This is a genomic window from Nostoc sp., from assembly GCF_036917135.1.
GTDB lineage: Bacteria > Cyanobacteriota > Cyanobacteriia > Cyanobacteriales > Nostocaceae > Nostoc.
Window position 1 is genome coordinate 115,431 of the sequence record NZ_JBALEA010000077.1, and the last position, 15,004, is coordinate 130,434.

Sequence of the window (15,004 nt, forward strand, 5' to 3'; positions counted from 1 at the left end):
TTCACTTTGGGGCTTTCAGCCAGCATGATTGTAATTTTTTTAACCCCAATTTTACGAGTATCCTCTGACGCTAGATGGTTTGACAAAAATCATTAAGTCACGCTAGCACATACCTTAACCGAAACGCCCTGAAATGTAGTCGCGGGTACGGGGGTCTAGTGGATTGTTAAAGATTTGCTCTGTAGCGCCAAATTCAACCATTTGACCAATGCGACTTTCATCGGTGCTAAAGAAAGCGGTAAAATCAGAGACGCGAGCGGCTTGCTGCATATTGTGAGTAACGATCGCGATCGTCAATTCAGACCGCAAACTATGGAGCAGTTCTTCAACTTTCATGGTAGCAATAGGGTCAAGAGCCGAGCAAGGCTCATCCATCAGGAGAACTTTCGGCTTGACTGCTAAAGCACGGGCAATACATAATCTTTGTTGTTGACCACCAGAAAGCCCTAAAGCTGATTTATCCAGCTTATCTTTGACTTCATTCCAAAGAGCAGCGCTGTGAAGTGCAGATTCAACAATTTCATCTAATTTTAATTTTGAATACCTGCCTGCTATTCTCATCCCGTAGGCAACATTTTCGTAAATGCTGATGGGAAAAGGATTTGGTTTTTGGAACACCATACCAATTTGGCGGCGTAACCGATTGATGTTAACACGAGAAGCATAAATATTCTGACCAAAAAATTCTACATTTCCTTCAACTTTCACTGGCCCTTCTAATTCGCTAATGCGATTAAGAACTTTGATGAAGGTAGATTTACCACAACCACTAGGGCCAATAATTGCTGTTACTTGATTCTGACAAATATCCATTGACACCCCTTCGATCGCCTTTGTTGTGCCATAGTAAAAGCTGATATTTTTAACTTTGATAGCTGGAATTAGGTTACTCATGCTTTCTCAAGGTGCGAAACAAAACAAAAATTTATCTTTACTTGACTCTTCTCTGCCTAATAACTAAGCGAGAGAGAATACTGACAGATAGAATTAAGCTGAGTAGAACTATAGCAGTAGTCCATACTAATTGGTTTCTTTCGGGGTCGGGGTCGTTGTAGAGGTTAAAAATCAATACTGGCAAGGAAGCTGTTGGACTTAACAATCCTTCTGACCAATCTAGACTAAATAAAGCAGTAAAAATTAAGGGTGCTGTTTCACCCGCAGCACGAGCTACAGCTAATAAAATCCCTGTAGTAATTCCGGGGATTGCAGCAGTCACAACAACGCGAAAAGTAGTTTGGAAGCGAGTTCCGCCCAAAGCAGAGGAGGCGAGGCGTTGAGATATGGGAATAAGTTTTAAGGATTCTTCTGTTGTTAATATAATCACTGGTAGCATAATCACGCCTAAAGCAAAACCACCTGCGATCGCACTAAATCCTTTAGTGAGCAAAACGATTATACCGTAAGCGAATATGCCTACAACGATTGAAGGCACGCCTGTCAGAATACTACTAATAAAACGAACAAATCCAGCCATTGGGTTGGTTTGTCCAAATTCTGCCAAGAAAATTCCTGTCATTATCCCTGTGGGAATGCTTAAAATAGCACCAATTGCTACCATGATTATGGTTCCCAGAATGGCATTGCCAAAGCCATTGTCAATCACTGCTTTGACAAACATATCTGATTTGAGTCCAGATATTCCTCGGGCGAGAATTTCCCACAAAATTGATAATAAAGGAATGAGTGCTAGACCTGTCAAACTAAAGGCGATCGCATTCATTACATAAGTAAATATTAATCGTTCTATGGGCAGAGGACTACATAATTCTCTTGCCAGAGATTCATCATTTTTTGACTGGATGTAACCACTCATAAGTTTTACAAATTTTGATTGATAAAGGTCTTGTTACACTGATAAGACTTACACAATAAGGTAGGTAATCGTTGATTTATAGTAGGGTAAATTCATGAATTTACCCTACATTTTTTGATGGATAAATCCTAACTTAGTTATGAAAATAAATTGCTTTTTGCCAACGTAAATGTGTAAGTAATTGCCGCAGAATACTACAAGATAGACGAAGATAGGATTATTTATTTTTCCTGCCAACCCACTTCACCAATAGTACAGCGCCAATATTTACAGCTAAAGTTAACCCAAACAAAATTAATCCCAAATAGCTTAAAGCGCCTATATGCAATCCCGGCTCGGCTTCGGCAAATTCATTAGCTAATACAGAGGGAATTGTATAAGCTGGATCGAGTAAAGAAGCACTGATTTGAGCAGAGTTGCCAATCACCATAGTGACAGCCATTGTTTCACCCAAAGCACGTCCTAATGCGAGCATTGCTGCACTCACCATTCCCGAAAATCCAGCTGGTAGCAAGACCCGAAAAATTGTTTCCCAACGGGTGCCACCTAAAGCCATAGATGCGCTACGTAATTCTTTCGGGATAGCCATTAAGACATCACGAGTGATTGCTGCCATTGTGGGCAAAATCATGATGGCTAGAATAATTCCAGCAGTCAACATATTTGTGCCGGAAGGGTCTTGTGTATTAAATAGTAGTATCCATTTAAAAGTGCTGGCTAGCCACTTTTGTAGAGATTCTAGAACTGGAATGAAAACAAAAATTGCCCACAAACCAATAATTACACTGGGAATTGCTGCAATTAATTCTACAACAAATGCTAGGATTGTTCGGAGTGATGAAGCTAAGAAATTTTCACTCGTGACTAAGGCTACTGCTATTCCCACTGGGACAGCTAATAAAATAGCGATCGCACTACTTACCAAAGTTCCATAAATATAGGGTAGTGCCCCAAAAATCTTATTACCTGTATCCCAATCTTTCCCCCACAAAAACCCTAGTCCAAACTGCTTAATAGCTGGTAGAGCTTCGGAGAAAATTACCCAACTCATCACAAATAACACTGCAACGGTGATCACGGCAAAAAAGTATACTAGCCGTGTAAAACCTTGGTCAAACTGGAGATTTGTGTCGCCGATAGCTGTGAGATTGAGATTTTCATCGCCTAGATTTGAATGATGTGATGAATTTTGGTCGGCGGGTTCAGATGAATTTGCCATTACAAATCAATACAGTAGATTTTTTTAGTACCAATGGGGTGACAATACTGCTCGGTTCAGAAAATCCCCCAACCTAAAATCTTAAATAGAAACGCGAAATATTGCGTTTCTACCAAGATTAACGCTAACAATCCTTAACCGAGCAATATTGAGTAGGTTGGGCTGTTTGCCCATCCTAACTAGGAGAAGAAAGTAGTAAGATTACTTAACAGTGCTATTCACTGTTTGAAGAACCCGATTTGCCACGTCAGATGGAATCTTGGTGTAGTTGAGATCATCGTTATATTGTTGACCATCTTTAAGTACCCAATTAATCCATTTTTTGACAGCATCAGCTTTAGAAGCATTAGCATACTGTTTATAAACCATCATCCAGGTAAGACCTACAATTGGATAACCTTGTGCTGGCTCTCCTACAAAAACGCGGTAGTTATCTGGAAAAGTCACAGTTGATAAAGCTGCATTTGCAGATTCTAAAGAAGGAGCAACAAATTCTCCTCGCTTATTTTGTACCAGTGCTGATTTCAGGTTATTTTTGACAGCGTAGGCATATTCTACATAACCAATAGAACCGGGAGTGCGAGATACTATTGCAGCTACACCTGGATTGCCTTTGCCTTTGAGGACGTTTGGTAGATTCCATTTGGGAGCAGTGTTAGCTCCAACTCTGCCTTTAAAATAACCGCTAGTAGCGCTTAAGTGATTAGTGAAAATGAAAGTTGTACCGCTACCATCGGCACGAACAGCAAATTTAATTGGTTGATTTGGTAAATTTACACCTGGATTATCAGCTTTAATTTTTGAGTCATTCCAATTAGTAATTTGACCTGAGAAAATTTCTGGTAGTACCTTGCGAGACAATTTGAGTTCATTAACGCCCGGAAGATTGTAAACAACAGAAACAGCACCACCTGCTGTAGGTACTAAGATTACACCGTTCTTGACTTGAGCAATTTCATCATCTTTCATTGCAGCATCACTACCACCAAAGTCAACGGTTCCACTGATCACTTGACGAATACCACCGCCACTCCCAATTCCTTGATAGTTAATTTTCAAGTCTGGATATTTCTTCTTAACTTCACGAGCATACCGTTCGTAAAGGGGAGCCGGAAAAGTTGCTCCTGCGCCGTTGAGAGTTTCAGCTTGGGCGATCGCACCAAAAAATGGACTAAGTGCAACAGAAGTGGTCACCAATGAAGTAGCAACGACACGATTCAAGGTGGTGGTCGAAAAAATCATATTACCTCTGACTAAAGGAATCTTTTTCTGCTGTAATTCCAGCCTTAAAATAAGTTACATTTTTTATAGTTAAAGTCAATTTAACGATTGATAAACAAAAAATTAAGGTGTGTTTAAATATTGCTGATAAATCTTAAATCTGTTTACCCTAATTAAAAACTACAATTCTTATCTATTTATTTTCTTAGCAGATCACTTCGCAGAATTATTGTGCAAAATCTAGAGATAAGGCAACTGTCTTTGATTTTGAAGTAATGAGTAATAAGTAATAAGTAATGGGTATTACTCATTACTCATTACTTATTACTCATTACTCATTACTTATTACTCATTACTCATTACTCATTACTCATTTAGTTTTAGTAAATACAAACCACCAAAGTTCTAATCCAATTAATCCTAACCCACCCAAGGTAACGCCGACTTTTAATACTAGTGGTTGCTCAATTCGGCGAAATTGATTTGTCTGTTCTGATGAATGGATTGGCATTTCTGCTATTGCTACATTTGACGCAATCCCAAAGAGAAATCCTAACCCGGCAATACTGCCAAAAATCTTACTTTTGTTGAACATTTGCTAAATTACTCCACGATTACTTTAGATATTTTTTGGTTTAAAGTTACGCAAGCGTAAGGCATTAGTCACAACAGAAACGGAACTAAAAGCCATCGCCCCACCTGCAATCATTGGGTTGAGTAACCAGCCAAAAATCGGAAACAAAACCCCCGCAGCAATGGGAATCCCAGCAACGTTGTAAATAAAGGCAAAGAAGAGATTTTGGCGGATATTCTGCATGGTGGCACGGCTCAATTGAATTGCAGTAACAATACCTTGCAAGTCTCCAGAGATCAGGGTGATATCGCTGGCTGCGATCGCCACATCTGTCCCTGTACCAATTGCAATCCCCACGTTGGCTTGAGCCAGTGCTGGCGCATCATTGATGCCATCGCCCACCATTGCGACAATTTTCCCCTCTGCTTGCAATGCCTGTATTTCAGCCGCTTTCTGATCGGGTCTAACTTCTGCAAAGACTCGTGTGATCCCGACTTCAGTAGCGATCGCTGATGCTGTTTGGCGATTATCCCCTGTGAGCATAACTACCTCTAAACCTAACTTTTGTAACGTTCTCACAACTGCTACTGAAGAGGGTTTGAGTGCATCAGCAATTCCCATCAAGCCTTGAATTTGCCCATCCACAGCAATTAAAATCGCTGTCTTACCCGCAGCTTCCAGAGAGGCTTTACGCTCTTGGAGGGTGCGGGTATCGATATTTAATTCTGCCATCCAACGCTGAGTACCAATTTGTACCAAGTGGTCGGAAACAATGCCTTGAACACCACTCCCAGCGTTAGCCACGAAGTGGCTTGCCGTAGGCATCGCTTCAAATTTCTTAGCCTCTGTCAGTTCTACTTGCTGAGATTGGGCATATCTTACAACTGCTTCAGCTAATGGATGTTCTGAATTTCTCTCTACAGATGCTGCCAATTGCAAAAGTTTTAACTCATTACTATTAGCTGTGCCATTCACTGTAACAAAGTCAGTAACAGTGGGTTTTCCCTGGGTTAAAGTCCCAGTTTTATCTAGCACAATAGTCTGGATTTTATGAGCGAGTTCTAAACTTTCTGCACCTTTAATTAAAATACCATTTTCTGCTCCCTTGCCGGTTCCTACCATTACTGAAGTTGGAGTAGCTAAACCCAAGGCGCAGGGACAAGCGATAATTAGCACACCGACTGTGGTGATTAGGGCTAATGTCAAGTTGCCCATAACATTAAACCAAATAACGAAGGCTGCGATCGCGATCGCCATAACTACAGGTACAAACCATCCCGTGACTTGATCTGCTAAACGCTGAATTGGTGCTTTAGAGCCTTGAGCTTGTTGCACCATTTTGACAATTTGAGACAAAAAAGTGTCTTTTCCAACGCGGGTTGCTCGGAATTTAAAGCTACCTGTTTTATTAATTGTAGCTCCAATTACTTCATCCCCCGGTTGCTTTTTGACTGGCAAACTCTCACCAGTCACCATCGCTTCATCAACCTTGGAAGCACCCTCTATCACTTCTCCGTCAACCGGAATTTTTTCACCTGGGCGCACCAAAATTACATCACCAATTTGAACTTCCTGGATAGGAACATTAACTTCTTTCCCATCTCGGATTACTTTGGCATCTCTGGCTTGCAAACCGATGAGTTTGCGGATAGCTTCAGAAGTTTGTGCCTTGGCACGATTTTCAAATAACTTTCCTAGCAAAATTAAGGTGGTAATGACTGCTGCTGCTTCATAGTACACATCAGGCATCAATCCCGCAGACGTAAAAAATCCGGGAAAAACAGTAGCAAAGAGTGAATAAAAATATGCTGCACCAGTACCCATCGCAACCAAGGTATCCATCGTTGCTGTATGACGTTTAAAGGCTTTCCAGGCATTTTTGAAAAAGTCTGCACCGCACCAGAACAAGACAGCGCTTGCCAGTACCAATTGTACCCACGGATTATCTAACCATAATGTGCGAATCCCAGGCAGGTTTAGCCCTGTCATCGCAGAAATTGATCCTAGTAGAATCAAAGTGCTGAGGATTGCTCCTACAACAATTTTACGGGTAAGTATGCGTAATTCTGCTTCACGGGCGTTTTTTTCGGCATCATCTTCTCCCGTAATCATTTCTTGTTCTTGGAGTGGGTAAGATGAGTATCCAGCAGCATCTATGGCGGCTTGGATTGTTTCTAGATTGGTGCGGTTGCGATCGTATTGGATAGTAGCCTGTTCTACGCCAAAGTTAACGTTACAGTCGCTCACCCCCGGAACAGAACGGATTGCTTCTTCAATGTTGTTGGCACAGGAGGCACAACTCATGCCTCGAAGTTTAAGACTTAGAGTATCCATAAAATAATTCGTAATGACGCTCTCTACGAGACGCTAAAAGCCTAGCTTGCTTCTCTGAAAGAGTACGCGGACTCGCTACCGCTACACTAACGTAATTCGTAATTACTTGTTAGCAAGAGTTTCAGACATTTAAAATCGGTGGCTTCTTTCCGCCGTGCTGTACTAGTACTTTATCAAGCTAGTAATGAAGAGTTTGTAGTAAGGACTTTAGTCCTTATTTCCTAAGCACTAAAGTCCTTACTATGAAATTGCTTATCCATCAATGTAAACTTGACGGACTACTAGGTTATACGTGGCTCTGCTTTTCTTTGTCGATAGCTTTTAAGCAACAGAATAGCCAGCAGTAGTAATTGCTTCCTTAATAACTGTTTCAGAAGCATTTGTATCCACTAAGACAATTTTTGTTTTTGGATCTGCTTGAACTGTAGCAGTAGGATCAACTGTCTTAACTGCTTTAATAATGGTGTCTCCACAAGCAGAGCAAGCCATATTAGGAACTGTTATTTGGAGTGTCATAACCTTAGAAACCTTGAACTTGGATAGTAAAAAGATAGAGTTAATAGAAGGCTCAAATCCTTTACGGCTTTAACTAGCACGCTTTTTTGATTGCTATTTCAGACAGTATAACTGTAAGTACACGAACCACTACAGCTTGAGATTGTCTGAAATCTCTGACTTCATGAATTTATCATAGACTCTCTAGCTGGCTAGAGAGTCAAGGGATTTTGCAAAATTCTTTTTAATGGGGTCAAAAGTATCGCAATTTCAGCTAATTCAGTCCTTTTTGGAGAAATTTAGTTACTATCTAATCGTTGGAGTAGGAGTATTTTGATCTTGAGTATTCATTATGAAATTTGTTGTCTAACTGATATTATTCGATGCCTACGGCGGGCTGCGCCTACGCTCTCATAACACTGGTGGTTCTGGTTTGGGACTAGCCATTGTTCAAGCTATTATTCAAGCACATCAAGGGAAATTAAATGTACAAAGCGAATTAGGTAAAGGCAGCACTTTTACAGTTCAATTACCTTTGGCTGGAGAACATCTCACTTTTTGAAGTGGCTGCAACCTGTTTAAAGTTTTTTAACCCGCATAGGCGGGTTTTGCCTGTGTAAAGGCGGTTTCTAACCGCCCTTTTAGCCTTAAGTTGACTTCATCCCAATGCCAGCGCCATAAATTAGCGGATTGACTCTTGAGAATTCCAGGTAAACCAATGGCTTGTCTAGGTGCATCGGTAGCTAGTAAAATAGCAGTCTCCACATCACAAATCCCCCACTTCACCAAATTTTGCACTCCCACTAATAAGGGTAAAGTTGTCCCCGATAAGGTGCCATCGGCGAGTCGTGCGGTACCATTTTTAACTTCAATTTGCCGATTGTCCCAAGGATACACGCCATCGGGTAGCCCCAAAGGTGAAAGGGCATCGCTGACGAGAAACAACCCTTTTTCTTGATAGCTAGCGCGAAGTAAAATTTGCAGCATTGTGGGCGAAACGTGTTCACCATCAGCAATAAAACCACACATTACATCAGGATGGGTAATTGCTGCCCCTAATAATCCTGGTTCGCGGTGATGTAATGGTGGCATGGCATTGAAGGCATGAGTTACCATCGTTGCACCGAGTTCAAAGGCAAGTTGCCCTTGGGCAGATGTTGCCTGAGAATGTCCTAAACTAACGATAATCCCCAAGGAACGCAAATATGGAATTACTTCGCCTGTGGGATCTAATTCTGGTGCTAAGGTGATGACTTTCACAATGTGCGCATAATCACCCAAAACCCGCTTTACCTCGTTAATTGTTAAGGGTAATAGGTATTCTGCGGGGTGTGCGCCGCGCTTTTGGTAATTCAAAAATGGCCCTTCTAAATGTACTCCGAGAATCTTGGCACCTGCTTGTTGACTGGGGATAATATCAGCAATCACAGCAAGCGATCGCTGAATCTTTTCTACTGAAGTTGTGACAACTGTCGGTAAAAATCCATCTACCCCGGCATCCCACAAAAATTGCCTTATTTTCTGAAGCTTATAGGCATTTTCAGCCGTCAAATCAGGAAATGCCAATCCCAATGCCCCGTTAATTTGCAAATCAACCCCACCCAATGAAATCCAGTCGCCTGCTACATCGATCACAGATGTACATCTGTGCGCCCCGACTGTACCCATTGGCAAGATTTGCTCAGTTATGCCCTCTTGATTAACCAAGAGCATCTGCAAATCTTTGTAACCAGGCACTCTAGCATTGATAATATCTACAGGATTTTGTGTTGCTTGGGTCATCACACTGACGAGAAGAGAGCTAAATCTGATTTTAGATGCAACCAACATCAATGAATTAATTAAAACAACAGCAATAGATGAGATGATAATTGGCATAACCTAGCTTCCATAAGCTAGCTCAAATAATTTTGAATTTTGAATTTTGAATTATTATGACTCCCCTAGTTGGTATTATCATGGGCAGCGATTCCGATTTGCCCACTATGAAAGACGCGATCGCAGTTTGTGAAGAATTTGGCGTTGAAAGCGAAGTGGCGATCGTTTCTGCTCATCGTACCCCAGAACGCATGGTAAAATATGCTCAATTTGCACACCAACGCGGTATTAAAGTAATTATTGCTGGTGCAGGTGGTGCTGCCCATCTGCCGGGAATGGTAGCATCTTTAACTCCACTCCCTGTCATCGGTGTTCCTGTACCCACCCGTAATTTACAAGGTGTGGATTCTTTGTATTCTATTTTACAAATGCCTGGGGGTATTCCTGTGGCAACAGTAGCGATCGGTAATGCCAAAAATGCCGGACTTCTAGCAATACAAATTCTCGCAACTCATCAACCAGAATTGTTAGAAAGAGTGCAGCAATATCGCCAAACTTTATGTGAATCAGTAATTGCAAAGCAAGCAAAACTAGAAGAATTAGGCTATGAACAATATTTACAGCAGATGTTTTAATAAAAATTAATACCAGAGCAGCATGGAAGCAGAAAGTCTTTCCACCATGCCCAATACTTCGGCTTCTCTACGAGACGCTGTTCGCGTTCGTTCAGTACAAGTGCCCAATGCCCAATGCCCCATAACAAATGACTAACCAAACTATTCGCATTGTTGCCCGTGTTATTGCTTTGCCTAACAAAGTAGAAGAATTAAAAGCTGTACTGTTGGAACTCATTGAGCCAAGCCGTCAGGAAGCAGGTGCGATCGAGTATAAACTTTTGCAAAACCAAGACGATCCAACAGACTTTACTTTTGTAGAGGAGTGGACTTCTGATGAAGTCCTGAATACTCATCTAGATTCACCACATTTCCAAGCAGCAGCAGCCAAACTCGAAGGTTTATTAACTGCTGCACCAGATATCCGCCGCTACCATCTTCTGGCATAGTGCAACAACTACACGCCTAAATTCTCAGATTGAAGCGATCGCTCCAGAATCATGCAGCATTCTGAAGTATCTTGATCTTGAGACCTTAGTCAAAAATTGAGAGCTGCAACATCCATGTGCCAACTGCTCGGAATGAATTGCAATGTTCCAACGGATATTTGCTTTTCTTTTGAAGGGTTTTCTGCACGGGGAGGAAAAACGGATGATCATAGCGATGGTTGGGGCATTGCTTTCTTTGAAGGAAAGGGATGTCGAATGTTTTTAGATGCCCAACCTTCTGTTGCTTCTCCGGTAGCGGAGTTTGTGCGGAGTTATCCCATCCACTCAACCCATGTCATAGCCCATATCCGCAAAGCTACTCAGGGTGAAATTGCCCTACACAACTGTCATCCTTTCCGCAGAGAATTGTGGGGTAAATATTGGGTGTTTGCCCACAACGGTAATTTGCCAGATTTTGATCCAGAAAATTTGGGCTTTTATCAAGCCGTTGGTGACACCGATAGCGAAAAAGCATTCTGTACGATCCTAGAAACATTGCGATCGCGCTTTTCTGGGAGTAAGCCGGAAATCGAGGAATTGTACCCTGTACTGCAAGAAATTACTGCTGTAATTGCAAAATTCGGTATATTTAATTACTTATTATCAGATGGAGTCCACTTTTTTGCTTATTGCTCAACTAAACTCAGCTACATTGTCCGCCAAGCGCCCTTTGCGGCAGCCCATTTAATTGACCAAGATATGACCGTAGATTTTCGGGAAGTGACTACAGAACGCGATCGCGTCGCTGTTATTGCTACCACACCACTCACTGACAACGAAGTTTGGACACACATTCAACCGGGAGAATTACTAGTTTTTCAGGATGGTTTGCCCCGGAAATATGCGTTCAGTTAAGAATTAAGTATTTGCCCGATTTTTCCCATTTAGATAATTTCTAGATGGGTTTTATCTTTCATAGTTTTTATATATCTAAAAAACTCTCTCTAAGAGGTTATTTTAAAAGTATTTAACTGTGATTCTAGGCACTTTTAGATACCCCATAACCCCCTTAAAAAGGGGGAGATCGGAATCAAAGTCCCCCTTTTTAAGGGTAGCCACTGCGCCCTTGCGGTTCCCCCACTTGTTCGCGCAGCGTCTCCCCTTGGGAGAAGCACATGGCGTGGATTTAGGGGGATATAGAAGGTTTTGCTACCAAGAAGAGGACTTTTCAAACAACCTCTAAATCTCTCTCCTAAAAGGAGAGAGATTTTAAATTTTCCCCTTACCGAGGCGGGGGTTAGGTTTTTAGTAACTGTTGAAAAAAATCTAGATCAGAAAGGCGATGTTAGCGTTGCCCACTTTGTATTTTGTCGAAGATTGCGCCGTCCTCAAAAAACTTCTTTTGAATAGTATCCCAGCCTCCCAAGCTCTGAACGTTATAAAGCTTAGAAATCTTGGGAAATTTATTCTGCACTTCTTTTGTGACAGCAGAATTAACAGGTCGAAAACCAACTTTGGCAAACTCACGTTGAGCTTCAGGTGTAAAAAGAAACTTGACAAAAGCTTCCGAAACCTCTCTGGTGCGGTGCTTATCAACATTTTTATCCACAACCGCTACTGGGCCATCTATAGAAATGTTCACCTGGGGAACCACATAAGAAGGTGAAGTTTTTCCTTGTTGTGCTGCTAAGATAATCTCGTTTTCGTAATTAAGCAAAACATCCCCTTGACCTTTCTTGTAAAAGACATCACTGGATTCCCGCGCATCTTTAGGTAACACAGGGACATTACGAAAGACTTGGCTAACATAGTTAAAAGCTTGGGCTTCACTTCCACCACTTTTGACGATTGCACCCCATAAAGCCAGGAAGTTCCACCGCGCACCGCCTGAAGTCTTGGGGTTGGCTGTAATCACCTTAACTCCTGGTTTGGTTAAATCACTCCAGTTCTGGATCTTTTTCGGATTACCTTCACGAGTTTCGAGAGCAACTACTGAGTGGGTAACAATTGAGTTATTCGGGGCTTCCTTCTCCCAACCTGGTTGAATCAGTCCGGCTTTTTCAATTTTTTTGGTATCTAAAGCCAGCGCTAAAGCGACAATATCCGCATCTAATCCGTCAATTACTGCACGAGTTTGAGAGCCAGAACCACCATAGCTTTCCCGAATCACTACATCTTGACCTTTTTCGCGTTTCCATTTCGCTGCAAACTTAGGAATGATTTTCTCGTAAGCAGCTTTGGTGACTGCGTAGGAAACCAGAGTAATTTCAACTGTCTTGCTACCTTGACTAATCAATTGAGGCTTCTGATCAACAGAAATAGTTTTATCAGCAGTTCCCGCAGCATAAACAGGAATAAGGAAGCTTAAACTTAAGCCAGTTGCTAACAATATTGCCGAGGTTGGAGTTGAGGCAGGTTTTTTGTGGGGAAATAGTTGCTTAACTATGCCTAAAATTTGTAACTTTTTGAATTGCAGATGTGTCATGGAAGCTGGATGTTGTGTAGTTGCTTGATTAAACAACGGTAATTCGGTCGATTTACAGTTGTTTATCTTTAAAAAGAGATTATCAGATTAATTCTCAAAATTCAACTATTTTTTATACTAAAATTTTTTATTTTATTCACCGGAAAACTCGTAGTAAAAATATGTAATATATCTCACTACTGCTTCAGTTGATAAATTTTGTTCGCACTTATGCATTAGCAAGAAATAATTCTGACTTTTCACGGTATGTGGAAAACCTCACTTCTATTTCTCTCTCCTAAAAGGAGAGAGACTTTGAATTTTCCCCCTTCCCGCACTTCGTGCCGCTACGCGAACGTAGGGAAGGGGTTAGGGGGTTAGGTCAATCGTTAGCTTTTCCACATAACGTGAAAAGTCAGGAAATAATTGAGGGTTTAGGCTTTAGAGATTAGGGAACAGAGAATATGCAATAAGTATTTTCCCTCCGCCCCTGGAGCCTCTTATGCCTAGCTTTCAATTACCTAGCAAGTTGCTTGATATACTAAGTAGCTCAATTCCAGATTTGAAATAAAAGTATTTGTAATTCGTCACAAAACTGCTAAAATCACCATGTTCTTGATAAAGAACATGGGGTATTTTGGTGTTTGTAACTAGATACATATAGTCATCCAGTATGATAAATACTATATAACTGTATTCCCATCAATTAATTGTAGATTTAGTGGAGGAAATGGAATGAGTTTGTGGCAACACCCACTGAAAAGATTACAAGCGATTGCTGAACATAGAACGTATCGGTTCAGACTAAATTCGCTCAAAGGCTTTGTATCACTCTTTTTGGTAGGTACCGTATTGAGTGTGGCGCTTGCCGCCTGCTCCGGTGGAACTGGGAGTAATTCTTCCACGGAAACCCCTGCTGCTAGTCCCGTTGCTGCAAAAAAAGATAATATTGAACTAACCCTTGTGTCGTTTGCAGTTACCAAAGCGGCTCACGAAGCCATCATTCCGAAGTTTGTCGAACAGTGGAAAAAAGATCATAATCAAACTGTTGTTTTCAAGCAAAGCTATGGCGGATCTGGTTCCCAAACTCGCGCCGTTATTGATGGTTTGGAAGCAGATGTTGTCCACTTGGCCCTAGCTGGAGACACTTCCAAGATTGAGAAGGCTGGATTGATTCAACCAGGATGGGAGAAAGAAGTTCCCAACAATGGTATTGTTTCTAAATCGGTGGCAGCATTAGTCACACGTCCAGGAAATCCGAAAAACATCAAAACCTGGGAAGATTTATCTAAAGACGGTATAAAACTAATTACCGCCGATCCGAAAACATCAGGAGTTGCTCGCTGGAATTTCTTAGCTCTTTGGAATTCAGTGGTTAAAACTGGTGGAGATGATGCTAAAGCCACTGAGTTTGTTACCAAAGTGTACAAAAATGTACCATTGCTGACCAAAGATGCCCGTGAAGCTACTGATGCATTTTTCAAGCAGGGTCAAGGTGATGCCCTGATTAACTATGAAAATGAGATTATCTTGGCAGAACAAAAGGGTGAAAAGTTAACTGCGATCATCCCTGATGTCAATATCTCCATCGACAATCCCATCGCAGTGGTAGACAAAAACGTTGATAAGCACGGTAATCGTGAAGTTGCCGAAGGTTTTGTCAAATATCTATATACTCCAGAAGCACAGCAGGAGTTTGCCAAATTCGGATTCCGATCGGTGGATGAGACTTTGACCCTAACTAAAGAAGTTGCAGATAAATTTCCCAAGGTGAAAACTTTGGGTACAGTTGCAGACTTCGGCGGTTGGGACGGAATCAATAAGAAGTTCTTCGCAGATGGAGCGATTTTTGACCAGATTCAAGCTAAGAAAAAGTAATTAGTCATTAGATATTTCCAAAAAAGAATGTAGAGACGTAGCACTGCTACGTCTCTACTACGTCTCTACAAGGGTTAGGGATAACGCATATTTAATTTGGGGAGATGTCTATTAGTCAGTAGAAAAAACAACCAATCACTGACAAA

Annotated in this window: 13 protein-coding genes and 1 pseudogene; 5 read left to right on the plus strand and 9 right to left on the minus strand. The window is 41.4% G+C overall.

Annotated elements, in window-relative coordinates; genetic code table 11:
* Positions 1–114 precede the first annotated feature (114 nt).
* The 7 genes from pstB to V7K50_RS25040 all read right to left on the minus strand — a co-directional run bounded on the left by pstB (position 115) and on the right by V7K50_RS25040 (position 7,677).
* Positions 115–894: a phosphate ABC transporter ATP-binding protein PstB gene (pstB, locus tag V7K50_RS25010; protein WP_334964813.1), complete on the minus strand. Its 780-nt coding sequence runs from the start codon at positions 892–894 to the stop codon at positions 115–117.
* Between the two features lie 37 nt (positions 895–931).
* Positions 932–1,813, minus strand: a complete 882-nt coding sequence (pstA, locus tag V7K50_RS25015; RefSeq protein WP_334964815.1) for a phosphate ABC transporter permease PstA — start codon at positions 1,811–1,813, stop codon at positions 932–934.
* A gap of 217 nt (positions 1,814–2,030) precedes the next feature.
* The gene (gene pstC / locus V7K50_RS25020; protein WP_334964817.1) at positions 2,031–3,032 is read right to left on the minus strand and encodes a phosphate ABC transporter permease subunit PstC; all 1,002 of its coding nucleotides are present in this window, start codon (positions 3,030–3,032) and stop codon (positions 2,031–2,033) included.
* Positions 3,033–3,233: 201 nt separating this feature from the next.
* A complete protein-coding gene (gene pstS, locus V7K50_RS25025) occupies positions 3,234–4,274 on the minus strand; it encodes a phosphate ABC transporter substrate-binding protein PstS (protein WP_334964819.1) in 1,041 nt (346 codons plus the stop codon).
* 349 nt (positions 4,275–4,623) lie between these two features.
* On the minus strand, positions 4,624–4,848 hold the full coding sequence (locus V7K50_RS25030; RefSeq protein WP_334964821.1) for a hypothetical protein: 225 nt from the start codon (positions 4,846–4,848) through the stop codon (positions 4,624–4,626).
* A gap of 24 nt (positions 4,849–4,872) precedes the next feature.
* A complete protein-coding gene (locus V7K50_RS25035; RefSeq protein ID WP_334964823.1) occupies positions 4,873–7,161 on the minus strand; it encodes a heavy metal translocating P-type ATPase in 2,289 nt (762 codons plus the stop codon).
* Between the two features lie 321 nt (positions 7,162–7,482).
* Complete coding sequence (locus V7K50_RS25040) at positions 7,483–7,677, minus strand: heavy-metal-associated domain-containing protein (protein WP_334964825.1); 195 nt, start codon at positions 7,675–7,677, stop codon at positions 7,483–7,485.
* Between the two features lie 361 nt (positions 7,678–8,038).
* Between V7K50_RS25040 and V7K50_RS25045 the strand changes: the two are divergent.
* Positions 8,039–8,218: pseudogene (locus V7K50_RS25045) on the plus strand (ATP-binding protein); the annotation flags it as partial.
* 26 nt (positions 8,219–8,244) lie between these two features.
* On the opposite strand, the gene nagA reads toward V7K50_RS25045, so the two are convergent.
* Positions 8,245–9,438, minus strand: coding sequence for an N-acetylglucosamine-6-phosphate deacetylase (gene nagA / locus V7K50_RS25050; RefSeq protein ID WP_334964980.1), 1,194 nt, complete (start codon positions 9,436–9,438; stop codon positions 8,245–8,247).
* A 152-nt stretch (positions 9,439–9,590) separates the two neighbouring features.
* Between nagA and purE the strand changes: the two genes are divergently transcribed.
* The 3 genes from purE (at position 9,591) to V7K50_RS25065 (ending at position 11,431) form a co-directional block, all read left to right on the plus strand.
* On the plus strand, positions 9,591–10,109 hold the full coding sequence (gene purE, locus V7K50_RS25055) for a 5-(carboxyamino)imidazole ribonucleotide mutase (RefSeq protein ID WP_334964827.1): 519 nt from the start codon (positions 9,591–9,593) through the stop codon (positions 10,107–10,109).
* A gap of 128 nt (positions 10,110–10,237) precedes the next feature.
* Entirely contained in the window at positions 10,238–10,537 is a 300-nt protein-coding gene (locus V7K50_RS25060) for a putative quinol monooxygenase (RefSeq protein ID WP_334964829.1), read from the plus strand.
* Positions 10,538–10,651: 114 nt separating this feature from the next.
* Positions 10,652–11,431, plus strand: a complete 780-nt coding sequence (locus tag V7K50_RS25065) for a class II glutamine amidotransferase (RefSeq protein ID WP_334964831.1) — start codon at positions 10,652–10,654, stop codon at positions 11,429–11,431.
* Between the two features lie 430 nt (positions 11,432–11,861).
* On the opposite strand, the gene V7K50_RS25070 is transcribed toward V7K50_RS25065, so the two are convergent.
* Complete coding sequence (locus tag V7K50_RS25070) at positions 11,862–13,001, minus strand: sulfate ABC transporter substrate-binding protein (RefSeq protein WP_334964981.1); 1,140 nt, start codon at positions 12,999–13,001, stop codon at positions 11,862–11,864.
* A 714-nt stretch (positions 13,002–13,715) separates the two neighbouring features.
* Between V7K50_RS25070 and V7K50_RS25075 the strand changes: the two genes are divergently transcribed.
* Positions 13,716–14,858: a sulfate ABC transporter substrate-binding protein gene (locus tag V7K50_RS25075; RefSeq protein ID WP_334964833.1), complete on the plus strand. Its 1,143-nt coding sequence runs from the start codon at positions 13,716–13,718 to the stop codon at positions 14,856–14,858.
* Positions 14,859–15,004: the final 146 nt, after the last annotated feature.

Bases quoted from the DNA above. Each gene is read 5' to 3' on its own strand.
- pstB (WP_334964813.1), bottom strand. From the start codon at position 894: ATGAGTAACCTAATTCCAGCTATCAAAGTTAAAAATATCAGCTTTTAC.
- pstA (WP_334964815.1), bottom strand. From the start codon at position 1,813: ATGAGTGGTTACATCCAGTCAAAAAATGATGAATCTCTGGCAAGAGAA.
- pstC (WP_334964817.1), bottom strand. From the start codon at position 3,032: ATGGCAAATTCATCTGAACCCGCCGACCAAAATTCATCACATCATTCA.
- pstS (WP_334964819.1), bottom strand. From the start codon at position 4,274: ATGATTTTTTCGACCACCACCTTGAATCGTGTCGTTGCTACTTCATTG.
- V7K50_RS25030 (WP_334964821.1), bottom strand. From the start codon at position 4,848: ATGTTCAACAAAAGTAAGATTTTTGGCAGTATTGCCGGGTTAGGATTT.
- V7K50_RS25035 (WP_334964823.1), bottom strand. From the start codon at position 7,161: ATGGATACTCTAAGTCTTAAACTTCGAGGCATGAGTTGTGCCTCCTGT.
- V7K50_RS25040 (WP_334964825.1), bottom strand. From the start codon at position 7,677: ATGACACTCCAAATAACAGTTCCTAATATGGCTTGCTCTGCTTGTGGA.
- nagA (WP_334964980.1), bottom strand. From the start codon at position 9,438: ATGACCCAAGCAACACAAAATCCTGTAGATATTATCAATGCTAGAGTG.
- purE (WP_334964827.1), top strand. From the start codon at position 9,591: ATGACTCCCCTAGTTGGTATTATCATGGGCAGCGATTCCGATTTGCCC.
- V7K50_RS25060 (WP_334964829.1), top strand. From the start codon at position 10,238: ATGACTAACCAAACTATTCGCATTGTTGCCCGTGTTATTGCTTTGCCT.
- V7K50_RS25065 (WP_334964831.1), top strand. From the start codon at position 10,652: ATGTGCCAACTGCTCGGAATGAATTGCAATGTTCCAACGGATATTTGC.
- V7K50_RS25070 (WP_334964981.1), bottom strand. From the start codon at position 13,001: ATGACACATCTGCAATTCAAAAAGTTACAAATTTTAGGCATAGTTAAG.
- V7K50_RS25075 (WP_334964833.1), top strand. From the start codon at position 13,716: ATGAGTTTGTGGCAACACCCACTGAAAAGATTACAAGCGATTGCTGAA.